Raw genomic sequence first — 18,490 nt, 5'->3', positions numbered from 1 at the left:
TTAGCCAAGCAAGCTCATGACAATGAAAAGCCTATGCTATAGATACTAGTCGGCTGACAAGAGACAATTGATGGACGCTTATTCTGTGGCCAACGACTTGCAAGGTCAGGGCAGGCCTAAATCAACTTAAATCGCTTATCCAATAAAGTCACGCTGCTGGCAGGCAGCCCGACGACTTGAATCTCTCGTTGCTTCGTCACGAAGATGGCCCCGTAAATATCTGGTCGGTCGGCGGCCCAGCCAGGGAGGGGTTGTCCGGCAAAGAAGAGGCGGGTCGTTTCAATCTCACCATCAATGGAAGCTTTCGTAAAGACCGTGACACTTTCCAGGTCGTTTTGACGGGGATAACCGGTCTTGGAGTCGAGAATGTGGTGATACGATTGGCCGTTGAATTCGAGGTGACGCTCATAGATGCCACTTGTGACAGCGGAGCAAGCGCCAATTGTAATACTGGCAATCGCATTACCACGGTCAGTCGTTGGGTCCTGGATCCCCACGCGCCACTTGCCATCCGCATGTAGCGGTGAATCGCCGACCATCAGCAAGTTGCCGCCCAGGTTGATCATGCCGGCGCGTTGTCCGAAGGCTTCCCAGTAATCCTGGATACGGTCGGCAATGTAGCCCTTCGCAATCGCGCCGAGGTCTAATTCCATGCCGGGCACTTTCAAAAACACGCTCAAATCGGCGTCGTTACAGACAACCTGATTCGGGTCGATCAAGGCCAAACGGGCGTCGATCTCTGCTTGTTCAGGAACGTGTGCATTATCGAAGCCAATGTGCCAGAGCTTCACTAAAGGTCCAATCAAGGCGTTAAAGCCGAAGTGTTGGCGGCTGAGTTCGACGGCTTGGTGGACGAGGCTGTAAGTCGCCGCGCTGACTTGAACCGGATGCTGACCGGCGGCATGGTTGATCGCCATGACTTCAGAAGCGGTGCGATTAACGGTGAGCCGGTCCTCATACTGGTCAATTAGTTGGCAGGCGGCGGTCAAATAACGGTCGCTATCACTGCCGAACAAAGTCAGGTCAATATCAGTTCCGAGTGCGTGGTGCGCTTGATGGCGCCGCTGTTGTGCAAATGCTGGAATCGCGGGGTCGTCGTTATAAGTTAAAGTGGTCATAATACCAGTCCTATCTCTGAAATGCCAGCTTGTTCAGTAAGCTGAACTAAATTAGTTTTCCCGCTAGGTGGTCCAATTCATGCTGAATGATCTGAGCAGTGAAGTCGTTGAACCGTTGTTGTTGGGGCTTGAAATGTTGATCCTTATATTTCACGGTAATCTGATGATAACGTTGCGTGGACCGTTCGCCTGGTAACGATAAGCAGCCTTCAGTTGTCTCGTAAGCACCGTGGTGGTCAATAATTTTAGGATTGATCATTGCAATCGCAAATGGGCCTAGTTGGACAACGATAATCTGTTTGTTGACGCCAATCATGTTGGCGGCCATGCCGACGCAGTTATCCGTGTGCGCGGCCAGTGTTTCCAGTAAGTCGGTGACGACCGGTGCGTCGGCCGGGGTGGCAATCGTCGCGGGGACACTTAATGCGGCGGGGTCGTGAACAATGGGTCGAATCATATCAGTTCCTCCATATCGTGGGTTTATTAGTTCAATTATAGGGAGCGGTTCACCGAGAAGCAAGCCGTTCTGCAGGTGTGAACTCAAAACACCCCACGCAGACAGAATCGCGTGGGGTGTACGAAGTCCTTAATTATTAACTTTAAAAGTCGGCGTGAGGCTGCTGGTCTTTAAGGCCTGAGTCGTCGTGGTTGGTATCTTACTCCGATTCGGTCGCCAGTTCGGATCTTTGACCAGGGTTGTCGCCGTTCCCTGATAATCGAGCGTCATACTGTTAGCATTATTGAGTGTTAGCACGGCGGTCGCCTGCTTGATTTTTACAGTCAGCTGCGTCTCATCCAGCTTGAAATCAGTATGGTTGCGCGCAGGTGATTTACCGGCTTGAAACAAGCCAAGCTGGTGTTCGGTATTCAGATATAGGCTCGTTGCGGGATCTTTGCTCACCCAGCGTCCTAAAAAGTCGCGGGACGTGACGGATTGCACGGCATGGACTGTTGACGTTGTTGGTTGAACCGGCTTAGCGGTAGGTGATGTCTTTGATTGGCACCCGGCGAGTAGACCGCTAAGCAGTAATCCCACAATTATGCCTCTAATTTTTTGCATAATTATTCTCTCCTCCAAATGCCCATTTTCCCCTGTAGGGCTTATTCACCATTATAGCGAATATGTCATCTTATTTAAACTAAATTGTCATACTCATCGTGAAATAATTAATTTTAAGCGATTTGATTGTATTGTGCTTAATTGGCGGCGAATGATCTCGACCGTTTTTGGTCATGAAAAAACGTGAAAGCCACTAAGACGGGCGTTCGATTGAAGGTTAAGAATATTGACTAAATATTCATAATGAAAGTGTAAACTGATACAGAAAATAATTTTAAAATATTCCAAAACTACGCCAATTCGATGGCTAGTGAGTCTTGCTGTACGCAACTGTATTTATCAGGCGATTTGAGCCATAGGCATTTTTAATAAAATGAGCTACTATATATAGTATTGATTCAAACTGAACGTACTATCAATTGTATGGACTTGATGACTTTGGAAAGTGGGGAATGTAAGATGCTGACAACGACAACTAAGGATATTTTAGACGAATTACGGCCACTACCGGTCACGAAACGGGGCGGAGCACAAACCAAGTTTCACCCCTATAAATTAGACTTTGTCTTACACCAGTTATTAACGACTGAGGATGAGGTGCGCGTCGTGAAGCAAGCCCTAGTCGCTTATTATCGGGATGCGGACGGCATTGACACCCGGGAACTCCGGACGACATTGATGCAGATCTTGAATGCTCAGGGCTTGACTCAAGCGGCCCAAGCTTATCAAGACTACTTTGATGCTGAACAAGAACGCTTTGCGGCGGCAACGAATGTGCAGGGACGGATTGAAAAATTATTCGAACGCGATGCCAGCGTTGTGCATGAAAATGCAAATAAAGATAGTACGATTTTTAATACCCAACGTGATTTGGAAGCCGGCGCTGCTAGTCGGGCACTAGGTCTGAAGATGTTGCCAGATCTAGTCGCTAAGGCCCATTTACGTGGTGATATTCACTGGCATGACCTCGATTATTCACCGGTCACGCCTGAAACGAACTGCTGTCTGATTGACTTTGACGGCATGTTCAAGCACGGCTATAAGATTGGTAATGCGGAAGTTGCCTCGCCACGGTCGATTCAAACCGCTACAGCCCAGATGGCCCAGATTATTGCCAACGTTGCGTCGCTGCAATACGGTGGTTGTTCTGCCAACCGGGTCGACCAGTTGTTAGCCCCCTATGCGGCCATTAATTATCAAAAACACTTGGCGGATGCTGAAAAGTGGGTCGCTGAAGACCAGCGCGAAGCCTATGCTAAGGCCAAGACGAAAAAGGATATCTACGATGCAATGCAGGCCTTGGAATATGAAATCAATACATTATATTCATCACAAGGGCAGACGCCGTTTACGACCGTTAACTTTGGTTTAGGGACGAGCTGGATCGAACGCGAGATTCAAAAGGCGATTCTCCAGATTCGAATCAAGGGTCTCGGTAAGGAACATCGGACCGCAATCTTTCCCAAATTAATCTTTACGATGAAGCGCGGCCTGAATCTCAGTCCCAACGACCCGAATTATGATATTAAGGAACTGGCCATCGAATGTTCGACGAAGCGGATGTATCCAGATTTGTTGATGTATGACAAAATCAAGGAATTGACTGGGAGCTTCAAGACACCGATGGGCTGCCGTTCCTTCTTGCAAGGCTGGCGTGACGAGAACGGGGTGGAAGTCAACTCTGGTCGGATGAACTTGGGCGTGGTAACGGTCAACTTGCCACGCATCGCACTCGCTGCTCATGGAGATCAACAGCTGTTCTGGGAGATTTTTGAAGAGCGGATGCAGACTTGTCATGAAGCGCTAGCTTACCGAATCGAACGGACGAAGCAGGCTAAGCCGGAAAACGCACCGTTACTGTACATGTACGGAGCATTTGGCAAACGGTTGCCAGCCGGTGGTAACGTTGACGAACTCTTCAAGAATCAACGGGCGACGATTTCTCTCGGTTATATCGGGATTTATGAAGTCTGCACGACATTCTTCGGTCCTGACTGGGAAAATGATACGCATGCTCGCGAGTTTGCCGAGACGGTCGTCAAGGCCTTACGTGACAAGTGTGCTAAGTGGGCGGCTGAAAGTGGCTACCATTACAGCTTGTATTCTACGCCAGCTGAATCGTTGACCGATACCTTCTGTTGCGACGATATTGCCAAGTTCGGCCGGGTCGCGGATATTACGGATAAGGAATACTACACGAATAGTTTCCACTATGACGTCCGCAAACACCCGACCCCGTTTGATAAGCTGACGCTAGAAGAACGCTTCCCGAAGTACGCCTCGGGTGGCTTCATTCATTATTGTGAATATCCAAATCTGACGCAGAATCCTAAGGCCCTAGAAGCAGTCTGGGATTGGGCCTATGACCACGTCGGTTACCTCGGGACCAACACTTCCATCGACCAATGTTTCAAGTGTGGGTTCAAGGGTGAATTTAAGGCAACTGCCCGTGGGTTCGTGTGTCCCGAATGTGGCAACCATGACCCGAAATATTGTGATGTGGTCAAACGGACGTGTGGCTACCTCGGTAACCCACAACAACGGCCAATGGTTCATGGTCGTCACGTTGAGATCGCGTCCCGTGCTAAAAATATGTCTCCGGAGATGATTAAAAATGCCGCGCGCTACGAAAGGACCAAACAATCCGATGCCCAAAGAATGGCTGGCAAAGGACTTAAGTGAACAATATGTTGCTGATTACAAGGCATTTAACTTTGTTGATGGGGAAGGGGTCCGCTGCAGTCTCTATCTGAGTGGCTGTCCCTTTCATTGTCCCGGTTGTTATAATGTCGCCGCTCAGAATTTTCACTATGGGCAGCCCTATACGACTGAGCTTGAAGACCAGATTATCGAGGACCTTAGTCAGTCGTACGTGCAAGGCCTGACCTTGCTCGGCGGCGAACCGTTTTTAAATACGCAAGTCGGTATCCGCATCTGTGAACGGGTCCGCGCCGAATTTGGCCATACGAAGGACATCTGGTCATGGACTGGGTACACTTGGGATGAGCTTCAACAGGATTCGGAAGACAAATTAAAGATGCTATCGCTGATTGATATTTTGGTCGATGGTCGTTTTCTGCAAGACCAGATGGATCTCTCACTGCAGTTCCGTGGGAGTGCCAATCAGCGCATCATTGATGTCCCTAAATCATTGTCAACTGGCGATGTCGTTATCTGGGATAAGTTGGTTAAATAAAATTGAGCAATTAAAAATGACGTTGTAACTTAGTTGTTACGACGTCATTTTTGTCGTGGACTAAATATAACGGTTACATATTAGAATTGATTATTTTTTTGGTTAATGTCTGCAACTATGTCTCGATATTTTAGTTAAAAGCGGTTATATTTTACAGGAGTAGTCAATATATATTGACATAAAGAATCTAATTAAAGCGAGGTTTCGTGAATGTATCGTTTCTTTGTTCAACCTCAAGTTGACCAGCGGCGTCGGGCCGTGTTTGGGTACGAATTATTATTGCGTAAAGAAATGGATGGTCGTTGGGCAGTACCGCAATCATTCACTGAACTACCGTTAGACAAGCAAGCGGACTTGTTAGCACAGTTAGCCGGACAGTTGAAGACTAAGGCGACCAATCAAGTGTTGGCCTTGAATCTCAACCGTCAGCAGGCGGAAGATGACTTAATGTTAGGAACGATTATTTATCTCAAAAAGCGGCTCAATCCGGCTGCGCTAACGATTGAGTTAACAGAAAGTCCGTCATTAGCCGAAATTCAGAAATACAGCCTCTTCTTTCATCAGTATGGGATCAAACTGAGTATCGATGACGTTGGGACTGGCTCTAACACATTTGAAAACATTCAGCATGCATTACCATTTGTTGATCAAATCAAATTTGCCATGCAAAATCTGCGGATGAGCGGACAAGCCGAACGTATTCCTCGTGAAGTGGCGTTTTGGCGCGATGTGGCACAGGACTACCATTTAGAATTCATTCTGGAAGGTGTCGAAGACCAAAAGGATCAAAAAATGGCGGAACAACAAGGCATCGAGCGCCATCAAGGCTATTACTATGGCAAGCCTCGCTTGATTGCTGATGATTGTCAATTCGTAAATGGCAGCTGCTAGGAAAGGGTCCTGACAATGACATGGTCTTATTGGCGAATTTCGCCGTTTGTAACAAGTATCTTTTTTATCCTCGGGGTGTTGACACTCTACTGGGTACTGTTCAATTGGATTACGTCCTGGTTCCATGCCCGTCACATTAACATTGATGATGATACGATCAATGCTTGGCATGGCGTCATCTACATGTTGGTCTTCGTATTTGTGATGCAACTGTCGGTCATCGGCCAGGCGAATAGTTGGGAGTTTGTGAACTTTCACCTGATTGCCGTCATCTTCTGTGCCTTCTTCCTCAACATTCGAATGCCGTATTACACATTGTTACCAGTGGTCATTGTGTACATGGTTTTCGACCAATCGATTTTCTTCTGGGAATCTTGGAGTTATGCGGCCGTGTTCGTGGGTTTCTTCTGGAGCCTGAATTACTTACGGCTGTGGGTGCAGAAGCATGCGCATAGTTGGGTCTATTACTACGGGACGGTTGGCTTCTTCGGCGGTGTCTTGTGGGGCTTGATTAAAGTCAAGTACTCGCTGAGCTGGGAGAACACGTTACAGGAGTACGGATACCTGCTGATTTTTGCCGGTTTACTCTACGCCTACGTCAATATGCTGACACAGGATAGTGAGATCAAACTGCGACTCGCTCAGTTTGCCAGCCACGACGCATTGACGCAAACGGAGAACTTCGCGGCCTACACGGAGCATATCAAATATTTATTTGATGACAGTACGGCCAATAATTTAAACTTATCAATGATGATGTTTGATATTGACCACTTCAAGCACGTCAACGATACCTATGGTCACTTGGCTGGTGACCGCGTCTTACAGGAAGTCTCGGAAACCGTCCAGACGGTGTTGAGCGAAAATGATCCAAAGGTTAAGCTGTATCGGACGGGTGGCGAGGAATTCAACGTCCTATTTCCTGGCTATGATCTAGTCAGCACGCGTGCCATTGTTCGGCAGATTTTTGCAGCAGTTAATCATTTGGTCGTTAAGTACGGTGACCAAGAAATTGCCGTCTCGATATCGGTCGGTGTGTCAACCTTGCATCAAGCGGATGACAGCCCCGTCGATTTTTATAATCGGGTCGACCAGAATCTGTATTTCTCAAAACGCCATGGTCGCATGCGTGTGACGGTTGATCAGTGATAATCGATGGTCAGTTGGTCATTACACTTTTTAATAAGCAAGTCAATGATAGTAACTTTGAATCTTCAGCATTCAAGGTTACTTTTTTTTTACGCTCAATTCAAAGTCGATAGTGGGATGTCGCTTGACTGTCCACAGATGGCTGATACGGGCATTCTGACTTCTGCCGATAATTTCCGGTATTGCGGCGTTAGTGAATAAAGCGCTTCATAGCTTGTTCGTTAATTGAGTTTACGAATGAACCTCTGCAGGCTCAAACTACCGTTAAAACTGTTGATTATGCTGGTATTCTGGTTTTATTATGGTAAAGTTTATGTTGAAAGGATAACAGTCAATGGCTTGAACTAATTGATTTACACTCGGTTGAGGGCAAGTTTTTTGGCAGCAGATTATCAGCGTGAGGTTCAGTAGTCGACACATCATTTAATGATTAAGGAAGTGAGAAGTGTGCCAGTAGTTATCAGCTCATTGATTCCCGTAGTTGCGCCGGTCAAACGCCAGATTATTAGTGTGACGACGCTTGCCAACACGGTACATCTATATGGGCTACTTGGGTTTAAAAAACAAATATTCCCAGTGACCGACCAAATCGTTGCGCCCTTTGGTGGGGTCATCACCGCTGTGGCTGTCGATGAACGGCGGGTCGGCTTTCGTGCCACGAATGGCCTGGTCGGCTGGTTACGAATCGGACAGTTAACAAATCAACTGGAATCATCGATGATTGATTTTAAAGTCAAACCAGGCGACACCGTGGTTGCAGGACAAGTGATCGCGAATCTGGTTTCAATACTGGCACGCCGTTTGCAGCCAGTCGAAACTGCGCTCAAATTGACGATCAAACGCGCATTAGACCAGGGACGTGAACGTCTGCTGGTCGCGAGCAATCATGTCGATCCAACCGGTACTGTGATTTCAGGCATTACGACTAGCATGGCTGGTAATCACCGGGTCGCAACGATCGGACCACCGAGCTGGGATTAATGTCAGACAATAAGCAATCGACGTTCCTAGATACGGGGTGTGTCTAGACGTCACGCTTCGACGCAGTCCTAATATGGACAGTAGTGGCTGAGGTGTGCGTTTTGTATAACGCAGATAGGGGCAGTCCCGGCGTTGTTCGGGATTGGTTCACAAGGTCGTCGTGTTGACAGACACGGCGTCGCTGATGGTATTAAGGTATTAAGGTAAATCAGTAGGAATAGCAGTCATTGGTCAGCGACTAAGTTTTGGTAGACTTATCTGCACAGCTGCTATTTAACAAACTGAACTGGGACGGTCGTGATTGACGCCCGTTCAGGCAACAGTTCGGTTTCTAGAATTACGACGGTCAAAGGTTAGGGCCAATGTTACTCAGGTGGTTATGGGGGTATAACGACCTGGGCAGTGGTTTAACGTCGCGTATAAACCTAATGAATGTACGAAAGTTTGGTTAAAGGCGAATCGCTTGCTTTTACTTGGTAGTCCAGCTTATCATGAAGATAAACTGTGAAGGAGTGATTCGGATGAGCGCTATGACATTTAACCAGACTGAATTATCCAAATATAATGGTCAAGATGGTCAACCCGCATATGTGGCGGTTGATGGTGTTGTTTATGATGTAACGGGGGTTGCAGCATGGGCCGGTGGTAAGCATCATGGTAATCTTGCCGGTCAAGAATTAACAACGGTCATTGACACGAAATCCCCACACGGTCGTAAAGTATTGAATAATTTGACAGTGGTTGGCCAGTACGTGGCTGATTAAATTAACGAAGACCAGTTGCCTAGCAGCTGGTCTTTTATGATGCCTTTTTTGAGGGGAGCGTCTAATTGATGAACAGACGTGCATGAGGTTGTCGTTGGAATCAGTGGGGTTACATTTGAACTGCTCATTAAATGATGTGATTCTTATCGGCTTATTGTCATAATCTCATATTTGTTAGCCGTTATTAAAGTAGTAATAACGCCGTTAAGCCAGTGTTATCAGCGGTAGTAAGTGTAGTGGTTATGTTAACACCTTGACTATTTATACTGCAATATAAAATAAATTATATAAATGGTTGAATGTTGTGTACAATAGCGTGAAAATAGAGTTTGAATTAAAGGATAACTAATTAAAGAAATTAGGTGGGGTTCACGATGGAACGTAAACAAACACATTTTAAGATGTATAAGATTGGCCGTCGGTGGGTATTTGCCTGTGCGACGGTCTTAACATTAGGACTCACAACGCTTGGGGCGCGGGCGGATTCAACCACGGCCAACACTGATACGGCCGCTGCAGCCACAACCAGTGCGACGACTGATAAGTCAGTGAACAATCAAAGCCAAACGTTGAAGACGACGGTTGCGTCTGACGCGACGACTGATACTAGCAAGTCAGATCAAGCAACAAGCACCGATACGGCGTCTCAAACCGCAACAACTGACGATGATGCGACGCAAACGACGGCGAGCTCGTCATCTGACAGCCAAAAAGTGGTCAGCGGCACGACTGATGCTTCGTCAACAACCTCGCAGACGACCCAGTCAGTAGCGGGGACTACTAAGCAAGCTGATACGGCGGACAAATCGACGACTAAGACAACGGCTGCCGATGCGACGGCCACGACCACGGCTGCCAAGGCTAGCACGGATACTGACGCGACCAAATCGTCGACTAGCGCAGATTCTGACGATACGACCAGCACTGATAGTAACAATGCAAAAGCCGCAACGACGGACACTGATACAGCCAGTGCAGTAACGGCAACCACCGATACCACTGCCGCTGAGACCAGCACGGATACTAATGATACAACCGCTACCACGAATTCAGCCAAGACGACTGCTCAAATGGTTAGTGCGCAAACCGTTGCGACGACGCTTAGCCAGGCTGTGACGCAGGCCAATGATGCGGTGGCGGATGGTGGCAATGTCACGGACGACTATCCTGATTTACATAACATGCTCGGGGTCTCGTCACAATTTCACATTTTTGCTCGCGAAGCGGAACTGCACGCGCACACTAATGGGAATATTGCGGTTCAAAACCTAGTCGGCAACGTTAACTTTGGGACGAATATCATTGAAGAATTGTTGGATAAGGATATTTCTTACATTCAAAATATCACCAACATTGCCGGTAGTTCGTTTGTCTCGGCTGGTGAAACTCGTAGTAATAAGGTCATCTTTGGCGAAAATATCGATATCGATGTCTCCAATCCTAATCGGCCAATGGTCAACGGCGTTTATATCGACCATTTGCTGGCGTCTGAAGTTTATCAAGATAAAGATGGCAACGTCTATATTGATTTTGACGCGGAATTTGCTAAGCTGGAAAAACTCAGTGCCAGTTTGAGTGAACAAACTCCAGAAGCCACTTATTCTAACGATAGTTTTGATGATATGAATCAGCGGGTCATCGACGTCACGGATATGGAACCGGACGCTGACGGCCATATTGTCATCAACTTATCCGCGGATGTTCTCAATACGAGCACACCGCTGACAATCAAGGGCTTATCTGCGGATCCGGACGGTAATACGGTCATTATTAACGTTGATACGGCCGGCAGCACCAATTATCAAGTCAATTCGCAAATCAAAATCATTTACGATGACGGCACGGAATGGAATAACCAGGAAACGGAAGACTTTGGGGATAATCACTTACTCTGGAACTTCTATGATTCGACGGCTAGTGACAAATTGGCTACCGGCGTTATCAGTGTGGACCGGCCATTCCAAGGCAGTATCTTAGCACCCACCGCAGAAATTGATGCCAATCAAAATATCGATGGTAATCTGATTGCCAACAAAGTCAATGTTAAAGCAGAAACCCACCGTTGGGACCTCCAGGATAATGTTGATAATGAAAATGATCCTGACACGGACGAACCGGACCCTACTGAACCGGAGAACCCAGAACCTGTTGAACCAGGGGGCCCAGCGCCTATTGATCCGGAAGAACCGGGCACGAACGAGCCGGAACCGAATGAACCTGAACCTAGTGAGCCAGAAGAACCTGGCACGAACGAGCCGGAACCGAATGAACCTGAACCTAGTGAGCCAGAAGAACCTGGCACGAACGAGCCGGAGCCTAATGAACCAGAACCTAATGAGCCAGAAGAACCAGAATTTCAAAAACCAGTTCATCCGACGTTAGATGTTGAAATGCCTAACTTTGATGAAGATGAAGAAGAAGTCGAGCCTGACGAAGAAACGCCAGTCGAAGAACCTGAAGTTCCAGACGAAGAGACGCCTGATGAAGAAGAACCAGTCGAGGAGCCTGAAGAACCGGACGAAGAGGCGCCAGACGAAGTTGAGTATCAGAAGCCAGAACATCCAATCATTGACGTTGAAATGCCTGATTTTGATGAAATCGACGATGAGGCTGAAGCCGAAGAAGCGGAAGAAGAATTTGAGGATGAAATCGAAGACGAGATTGAAGCGGGCGTGGAACCTGATGAAATTGTCGATCAAATCGTCGATGAAGTTGAAAATGAAATCGACGCTGGATGGGTCACTGACGAAACCGTTGAGGAACTAGAAACGGCATTCGAAGAAGTCCAAAAAGAAGCGGTCATCGGTGATCAGATCAATGATGAAGAGACCCTACTGAACTTGATCGATCAGGCGATTGCACAAGCGAAAGCCCATCACAATTCAGCGTTAGTTGCACAATTGCAAGCACTTCGGACCAAAGTTGCGGCGGCCTTAGCAGTGGCACAAGGCAAGTCGTTGCCACAAACGAGTGAGACGTCGAATCAAGCCATTTCTTTAGCTGGAATTGCCTTGGCAAGCACGTTAATGCTGGGTGCTTACGCCAGCCGACGTAAACGGCAAAACTAATTGAAATAAGTGAATCGTGGTTCTAGAATCGCTGCTGCCAGTCATCAAGTTTTGACTTGATAACCAACAACCAGTGACAGGGAACCTTGATAGCTACGGCTGATAATGCAGAAATAAATGGCATTATCAGCCGTATTTTTGTCAAAAAAATGTCACTAAACCAAATTGGTCTAGTGACGCTCAATTTTCTCTACTCCATGAGCGACCTAATCCTTTGACCCCAAATGCGCCACTAGTGAAGCGTGGTCTAAATACTAACCCCCATTAGTATTTATGATAATTATTATAAAGACTCTTGAGAATTAGTCAACTTTTATTCGAATATATTTAGCAATTATATTGAAATCTATTCCGAACCTGACTGCCGACAAATTCGAGATGGTCTAAAGTCAATGGGGTCAAAGAAAATCCGCAGGTCAGTGATTGACCTGCGGATCTGTCAGTTGGTAAGGTTCAATTACGAATTAATTCATTGAAGTTAAATTCGTTTGGAATAAAGTGGGATTCAGTGTATTCGATCTGGCGGCCCTGGTCGTTGAACGCAATGCTGATCATGTTGCCGACACAGTTATTCGTACCGAGTGCGAGCAACTGATAGTCGAGTGGGGTTGCCGTTTCGACCCGTAACATCCGCTTAACGACAGCAATTTTGAGCCCACTTTTTTGAAAGTGACGATAAATCGACTGCTCAGCGATTTCCTGGGTCAACTCGGGGATGCGCTGGGCATTAAAGTAGTTGATATCGAGGACGGCCCGGACGCCATCAACGACTCGAACCCGTTGAATGGCGTAGACTGGGATACCAACTTCGAACGCCGTCTGGGCACTGAGCGCTTGGTCGACGATTCGCCGTTGGAAGCTGACCACGTCCGTCCGGTAATCCAGATGACGCTCGGCATTCAGACTCTGTAGCCCGTTCAAATTATTTAGGGCCAGATTAAACTGCTGCGTTTGGGGCGTATGTTCCAGTAAGACAACACCGCGGCCCTTGACGGAGTATACTAATCCGTCAGCGGCCAACTGTGCGATCGCCTTGCGGACGGCATAGCGACTGCTGTGGAATTCTTCAATCAATTCATCTTCAATCGGTAGCCGCATTTTGACACTATAGCGTCCTGCGAGAATTCGTTCCTTTAGAGCTTGATAGATTTCATTAAATGATGCGTTAGCCATACAAGCACCTTCGTTCTGTTTGTGATTAATTTAATTATACCAAATAATTATTGATTTGGTGTAAATAACCGAATAAATATTGATATTTATTCGAATATAAATTGACAGTCACGCAAATGCCACATATAATGTAAGCGAACACAAGTTGTGGTCAGTACGAGGGGGATGGGGAACATGCAAATCGAACAACAAACATTGAATGCGGCTCAGCAGCCGTTTCAAGTCACCGCCTATTGGCTAGACCAAATCAGTGATTTTGAAACAGCCGTGGATTATCCGCTGATGATCATATGTCCAGGTGGTGGGTTTACGTACCATTCTGGACGTGAGGAGGCACCGATTGCGGCGCGGATGGTGGCAGCCGGCATGCACGCCATCGTGTTGAACTATCAGCTGATTGCGGGGCATAAGACCGTTTATCCCGCGGCACTACAGCAATTAGCCGCAACTATCGATTGGGTGACCAAGCAGGCGACCCAGCATCATATCGACACGCAGCGCATCGTACTCGCCGGCTTTTCGGCTGGCGGACACGTGGTGGCGACGTTTAATGGGGTCGCGACGCAACCGGAATTACGTGCCCAGTTTCAGCTAGATCAGTATGCGGGGCACCATGCCGCCGTGATTCTTGGCTATCCAGTGATTGACCTACAAGCTGGTTTTCCAACGACTGCGGCTGAGCGAGAACAAATTACGACTGATCGGCAATTGTGGGCGGCCCAGCAATTAGTGACGGCGACCAGTAAACCTGCGTTTGTCTGGCAGACCGTCACCGATGAACTGGTGCCACCGCAAAATTCACTGGCGTACGTTCAAGCCTTGCTCGCATACCAGGTTCCGACCGCGTACCATCTATTTAGTAGCGGGATTCATGGGTTGGCACTAGCTAACCACGTGACTCAGAAACCAGGTAAGACCAAGTATTTGAATGTGCAAGCTGCTCAGTGGCCAGAATTGGCCTTAGCTTGGTTGCAAGAACGCGATATTTTAGCAGGCACATTTTGACGATAGCAGCGCCCGTCGACAGGAGACTGTCTGGTCGGGCGCTCTTTTTGTCAACGCCCCTGACACGAATTAATGTTCTGCGGTATAATAATACGAATAAGCTTATAAAGAGGAGCGATAGTAGATGGCAACTAATCAACACCTTGTGATTATTTCCTTGGATGCCTTGGGTTTTCGGGATTTGCGCGAGCATCAAGCAGAACTGCCCGTTTTGAATCGCCTAATGACTGGGGGTACGTGGGTTAAATCAGTGACTGGGATTTATCCAACACTGACTTATCCGTCACATACCACGATTATTACTGGTCAGTATCCCAATGTGCATGGAATCGTCAATAATACGAAATTACAACCAACGCGCCGCTCGCCTGATTGGTATTGGTATCAAAAAGACGTGCAGGTGCCGACATTATATGACTTAGCGCGGCAGCAAAAACTAACAACGGCCGCGTTTTTATGGCCAGTCACGGCGGGAAGCAAGATTACATACAACCTCGCTGAAATATTCCCAAACCGGATCTGGACCAACCAAGTGCTCGTCTCACTCAAAGCGAGTTCGCCACTGTTCTTACTAGAAATGAACCATAAATACGGGCACTTGCGGAATGGTATCAAGCAGCCACAATTGGATGAATTCATTACGGCTTGTGCGGTCGACACGCTGACCAACAAACGGCCAAACCTCACGATGATTCACTTAGTCGACATGGACAGTATGCGCCATCGCTATGGGGTGCGTTCTAAAGAAGCAATGGCGGCCCTTCAACGGTTAGACCGACATGTTGGTATGCTGATTGAAGCCACCAAGCGTGCCGGGACGTTTGAAGACACCAACTTTGTCATCTTAGGCGACCATTATCAAATCAACGTCGATCACATGATTCATTTGAACACGCTCTTCGCACAACGCGGCTGGCTGACGCCTCGTCAGGACCAAACCTTTGAAAATGATTGGCAGGTCATGGCGAAGACGGCGGATGGCTCGACCTACATTTATATCCGGCCTGGTTTTGACGAATTGGATGAATTGCGTTCATTAGTCAGTCAAGTCGAAGGCGTCGAAACCATCATTACGGGTGCTGAAGCGGCGCAACGTGGGGCTGACCCAGCGTGCGCGTTGATGGTGGAGGCTAAGGAAGGCTACTACTTCACGGATGAAAGTCGCCGGCCGCTCGTGGTCGAACCGGTCCATCCAGATACGTTGGGCCAACCTGACCGCTATCATGGGGTTCATGGCTACGATCCAACCAAGCCAGATTATCAAACGACGCTGTTATTCAACGGACCGGCTGTCAAGGCGGGCGCCACGATTGATTCAGCGAACTTGGTTGATGAAGCACCGACCTTTGCCAAGTTGCTCGGCTTACAGTTTGCAGGACCAATGCCTGGTCAACAACTCGACATTTTCAAGGAGTAAAATAGATGAAATTTAATAAGCAGCAGTGGAGTTGGATCTTCTATGATTGGGCCAACTCCGGCTACGGAATCATTGTCACAACGGCGGTCCTGCCCGTTTACTTTAAGGCGGTTGCCCAGAGTAATGGGGTCACACCCGCCAACGCGACGGCATATTGGGGCTATGCCAACAGTATCGGGACGTTATTGGTCTCGATTTTAGCGCCGGTGCTGGGGGCGTTAGCGGACTATCCGCATGCGAAGAAACGGATGTTGAACATCTTTTCCACGCTCGGCATGGTGATGACACTTGGTTTAAGTGTCGCGCCGACCAGTGCCTGGAAGTGGTTGTTAGGCATTTATATCCTGTCAATCATTGGCTATTCGGGTGGTAATCTGTTCTACGATAGTTTTCTGACGGATGTCGCACCGAATGACCAGATGGACCGGCTGTCATCGTACGGCTATGGCTTCGGCTACCTCGGTGGGGTGCTCGCCTTTATCTTGTTCTTAGTCCTCCAACTCACGAGTGGCTTTGGCCTACTTTCCAGTTACGGCGTGGCCCGCAGTAGTTTCGTGCTCGCCGCGGTCTGGTGGATTATCTTCTACGTGCCATTGCTTAGAAATGTCCATCAAAAATACGCCTTAGCGCCGAGTGCCCATCCAGTACGGTCTAGTTTTCAGCGAGTATGGTCGACTTTGAAGCATATCCGCAATTATCGGGCCGCCGCCTGGTTCTTGGTGGCGTACTTCTTCTATATTGATGGCGTCGATACGATTTTCACCATGGCGACCTCAATTGGGATGGACATGGGAATCACGACGACCACGCTGATGCTAGTATTGTTGGTCGTTCAGTTGGTCGCTTTCCCATTCTCGCTACTGTACGGCTGGTTGGCCAACAAAACGTCGACTCGAGCCGGGATTTTGTTAGGCATTCTCATTTACTTGGGAATTTGCTTATACGCCTTGCGCTTAACGACTGCCACTGATTTTTGGATTTTGGCCGTATTGGTTGGAACGAGTCAGGGTGGGATTCAAGCCCTCAGCCGTTCCTACTTTGGCCGGTTGATTCCAAAGACTAGCGGTAGCGAATTCTTTGGTTTCTACAATATTTTAGGTAAGTTTTCAGCCGTCATGGGACCAGTCTTGGTCGGTATCGTGACCCAGATGACTGGTAAATCAACGATTGGTGCAGCCTCGTTGAGCATTCTATTCGTCATTGGTTTGGCGATTTTCTTGGCGTTGCCGCATTTGAATCAGAATAAGTCGGTGTGATGGTAATGATACTAGGCTCACCGAAAATGCCAACTTTGGCAACTTCTGATGAATTATATTTACCAATTTAAGCTTTTACCAGCTTCCAAATTTATATCAGTATCAAACACAAAGGGACTTCTCCAGTGCGGAGAAGTCCCTTTGTACACAACATAAGCCAATGTTTACAAATTCATTTCAGTATTTCGTTGTAATAAGCGGAGAATAGCGTAATAACCAACACCGATGAGCAGCCAAATTCCGCCAATTTCCTTAGCTAAAATATTTAGGTTGACCATAACAAAACCGATGATTAAGAAGCCAATAATTGGAACGAGTAAGTGGTGCCAATAGTCCCGCGAATGTTGTTTGATGAAGAAGTGATTAATCACCGCTACGTGAATCACTAAGAAGGCGGTTAATGCGCCACAGTTAACGATTTCGGAAAGCGTCCCACTATCGTTCATAAAAATTAAGCCAACAATGAGTGAGATGACGGCGACTAGTAGGGTACTAATATAAGGTGTTTTAAATCGCGGATGCACACGTGCAAGAATTCCAGGAAGGTTGTGATCACGAGCCATCCCAAACAAAATTCTCGAAATTGCGGCTTGTGCGGCCAACGCATTTGCAAATCCCCAGGATAGAATAGTTGCAATTGTGGTCAGGTAAGCTAGAAAATGACCACCTACTTTTTCGGCAACGACATAGAAGGCAGTATTTAAGTCACTGAAAGACTGCCAGTTGGGAACGATTAGGGCGGCTAGATAAGTTTGAATGATAAAAAGAACGCCAACAATCAGTAGCGACCATAGGATTCCTTTACCTACTGCTCGGTTTCCGCCAGTCGTTTCCTCTGCGAGTGTGCTGATGCCGTCGAATCCCAAAAAGCTCAAGACTGCTACAGAGGTTGCGGTCATGACAAATTGAAGATTGAAATGACTGGCGTCGTAGAATGGCTTCAAGGTAAAGCCATTACCCGCACCGTGAAACAGACCGTAGCTCCCAAGAATAATGAAAAAGGCCAGTACAATCAGCTCGCCAATCAAAAAAATACGATTGGCAATAGCGGTAAAAGCAATCCCCCGAACATTGATCAGGGTGTTAATGACAATAAAGCCAATTAACCACAGCCAAGTTGGAACCGTTGGGAGCAGGGATTTTAGCGAGTTAGCGGCAATGATATACAGTAGGGCAGGAACGAAGATGTAGTCTAAAATAATCATCCAACCGGATAAAAAGCCAATCGTTTTGTTGATACCAAGTTTTGCGTAAGCATATACAGATCCAGCGACTGGAAACGCACGTGACATCTGTCCATAACTTAGTGCGGTAAAAAACATGGCAATCATCCCAATCGCATAGGTGAGCGCAATCATCCCTTGTGAAACAGAAATCACAGATCCATAGATTCCCATTGGTGCGATTGGGAC

General features: G+C 47.4%; 15 protein-coding genes. 10 read left to right on the top strand and 5 right to left on the bottom strand.

The window, feature by feature from the left end; all coding sequences use genetic code 11:
* Positions 1-116 precede the first annotated feature (116 nt).
* The 3 genes from KGF70_RS14385 to KGF70_RS14375 all read right to left on the bottom strand — a co-directional run bounded on the left by KGF70_RS14385 (position 117) and on the right by KGF70_RS14375 (position 2,178).
* Positions 117-1,118 (bottom strand): FAD:protein FMN transferase, encoded by a 1,002-nt coding sequence (locus tag KGF70_RS14385; RefSeq protein WP_105961579.1) that lies wholly within the window; start codon positions 1,116-1,118, stop codon positions 117-119.
* Positions 1,119-1,164: 46 nt separating this feature from the next.
* Positions 1,165-1,575, bottom strand: coding sequence for a peptide deformylase (locus KGF70_RS14380; RefSeq protein WP_050340189.1), 411 nt, complete (start codon positions 1,573-1,575; stop codon positions 1,165-1,167).
* 129 nt (positions 1,576-1,704) lie between these two features.
* A complete protein-coding gene (locus tag KGF70_RS14375) occupies positions 1,705-2,178 on the bottom strand; it encodes a hypothetical protein (RefSeq protein ID WP_050340190.1) in 474 nt (157 codons plus the stop codon).
* Between the two features lie 459 nt (positions 2,179-2,637).
* Between KGF70_RS14375 and nrdD the strand changes: the two genes are divergently transcribed.
* The 7 genes from nrdD (at position 2,638) to KGF70_RS14340 (ending at position 12,227) form a co-directional block, all read left to right on the top strand.
* Positions 2,638-4,860 carry an anaerobic ribonucleoside-triphosphate reductase gene (gene nrdD / locus KGF70_RS14370; protein WP_216769225.1) on the top strand — a complete coding sequence of 741 codons (2,223 nt, stop codon included), beginning with the start codon at positions 2,638-2,640 and terminating at the stop codon, positions 4,858-4,860.
* Positions 4,793-5,374 carry an anaerobic ribonucleoside-triphosphate reductase activating protein gene (gene nrdG / locus KGF70_RS14365; protein ID WP_050340192.1) on the top strand — a complete coding sequence of 194 codons (582 nt, stop codon included), beginning with the start codon at positions 4,793-4,795 and terminating at the stop codon, positions 5,372-5,374. Before nrdD ends, nrdG begins: the two co-directional genes overlap by 68 nt.
* Positions 5,375-5,584: 210 nt before the next feature.
* Positions 5,585-6,265: an EAL domain-containing protein gene (locus KGF70_RS14360; protein WP_050340193.1), complete on the top strand. Its 681-nt coding sequence runs from the start codon at positions 5,585-5,587 to the stop codon at positions 6,263-6,265.
* Positions 6,266-6,280: 15 nt separating this feature from the next.
* Positions 6,281-7,414, top strand: a complete 1,134-nt coding sequence (locus tag KGF70_RS14355; RefSeq protein WP_050340194.1) for a GGDEF domain-containing protein — start codon at positions 6,281-6,283, stop codon at positions 7,412-7,414.
* Positions 7,415-7,861: 447 nt separating this feature from the next.
* Entirely contained in the window at positions 7,862-8,395 is a 534-nt protein-coding gene (locus tag KGF70_RS14350; protein ID WP_050340195.1) for a PTS glucose transporter subunit IIA, read from the top strand.
* Between the two features lie 521 nt (positions 8,396-8,916).
* Positions 8,917-9,159 carry a cytochrome b5 domain-containing protein gene (locus KGF70_RS14345; RefSeq protein ID WP_065674859.1) on the top strand — a complete coding sequence of 81 codons (243 nt, stop codon included), beginning with the start codon at positions 8,917-8,919 and terminating at the stop codon, positions 9,157-9,159.
* A 374-nt stretch (positions 9,160-9,533) separates the two neighbouring features.
* On the top strand, positions 9,534-12,227 hold the full coding sequence (locus KGF70_RS14340; RefSeq protein ID WP_216769227.1) for a collagen-binding domain-containing protein: 2,694 nt from the start codon (positions 9,534-9,536) through the stop codon (positions 12,225-12,227).
* Between the two features lie 453 nt (positions 12,228-12,680).
* Here the strand turns inward: KGF70_RS14340 and KGF70_RS14335 are convergent, their stop codons facing one another.
* A complete protein-coding gene (locus tag KGF70_RS14335; protein WP_050340391.1) occupies positions 12,681-13,400 on the bottom strand; it encodes a UTRA domain-containing protein in 720 nt (239 codons plus the stop codon).
* Positions 13,401-13,574: 174 nt separating this feature from the next.
* Here KGF70_RS14335 and KGF70_RS14330 point away from each other — a divergent pair, with 174 nt between their 5' ends.
* The 3 genes from KGF70_RS14330 to KGF70_RS14320 all read left to right on the top strand — a co-directional run bounded on the left by KGF70_RS14330 (position 13,575) and on the right by KGF70_RS14320 (position 17,078).
* Positions 13,575-14,405, top strand: a complete 831-nt coding sequence (locus KGF70_RS14330; RefSeq protein WP_216769228.1) for an alpha/beta hydrolase — start codon at positions 13,575-13,577, stop codon at positions 14,403-14,405.
* A 124-nt stretch (positions 14,406-14,529) separates the two neighbouring features.
* On the top strand, positions 14,530-15,822 hold the full coding sequence (locus KGF70_RS14325; protein ID WP_216769229.1) for an alkaline phosphatase family protein: 1,293 nt from the start codon (positions 14,530-14,532) through the stop codon (positions 15,820-15,822).
* Between the two features lie 5 nt (positions 15,823-15,827).
* Positions 15,828-17,078: an MFS transporter gene (locus KGF70_RS14320; RefSeq protein ID WP_050340399.1), complete on the top strand. Its 1,251-nt coding sequence runs from the start codon at positions 15,828-15,830 to the stop codon at positions 17,076-17,078.
* 164 nt (positions 17,079-17,242) lie between these two features.
* Here the strand turns inward: KGF70_RS14320 and KGF70_RS14315 are convergent.
* Positions 17,243-18,490, bottom strand: a 1,248-nt coding sequence (locus KGF70_RS14315) for an APC family permease (protein ID WP_216769230.1), incomplete at its 5' end; no start/stop codon positions are given.

Source organism: Lactiplantibacillus sp. 7.2.4 (assembly GCF_018991185.1).
In the GTDB taxonomy this organism is placed as follows: domain Bacteria; phylum Bacillota; class Bacilli; order Lactobacillales; family Lactobacillaceae; genus Lactiplantibacillus; species Lactiplantibacillus pentosus.
The sequence above is the reverse complement of the archived record's forward strand: the minus strand, read 5'-3'. Positions and strand labels throughout refer to the sequence as shown.

Coding starts and splice junctions, on each gene's coding strand:
- KGF70_RS14385 (WP_105961579.1), bottom strand. CDS start 1,118: ATGACCACTTTAACTTATAACGACGACCCCGCGATTCCAGCATTTGCA.
- KGF70_RS14380 (WP_050340189.1), bottom strand. CDS start 1,575: ATGATTCGACCCATTGTTCACGACCCCGCCGCATTAAGTGTCCCCGCG.
- KGF70_RS14375 (WP_050340190.1), bottom strand. CDS start 2,178: ATGCAAAAAATTAGAGGCATAATTGTGGGATTACTGCTTAGCGGTCTA.
- nrdD (WP_216769225.1), top strand. CDS start 2,638: ATGCTGACAACGACAACTAAGGATATTTTAGACGAATTACGGCCACTA.
- nrdG (WP_050340192.1), top strand. CDS start 4,793: ATGCCGCGCGCTACGAAAGGACCAAACAATCCGATGCCCAAAGAATGG.
- KGF70_RS14360 (WP_050340193.1), top strand. CDS start 5,585: ATGTATCGTTTCTTTGTTCAACCTCAAGTTGACCAGCGGCGTCGGGCC.
- KGF70_RS14355 (WP_050340194.1), top strand. CDS start 6,281: ATGACATGGTCTTATTGGCGAATTTCGCCGTTTGTAACAAGTATCTTT.
- KGF70_RS14345 (WP_065674859.1), top strand. CDS start 8,917: ATGAGCGCTATGACATTTAACCAGACTGAATTATCCAAATATAATGGT.
- KGF70_RS14340 (WP_216769227.1), top strand. CDS start 9,534: ATGGAACGTAAACAAACACATTTTAAGATGTATAAGATTGGCCGTCGG.
- KGF70_RS14335 (WP_050340391.1), bottom strand. CDS start 13,400: ATGGCTAACGCATCATTTAATGAAATCTATCAAGCTCTAAAGGAACGA.
- KGF70_RS14330 (WP_216769228.1), top strand. CDS start 13,575: ATGCAAATCGAACAACAAACATTGAATGCGGCTCAGCAGCCGTTTCAA.
- KGF70_RS14325 (WP_216769229.1), top strand. CDS start 14,530: ATGGCAACTAATCAACACCTTGTGATTATTTCCTTGGATGCCTTGGGT.
- KGF70_RS14320 (WP_050340399.1), top strand. CDS start 15,828: ATGAAATTTAATAAGCAGCAGTGGAGTTGGATCTTCTATGATTGGGCC.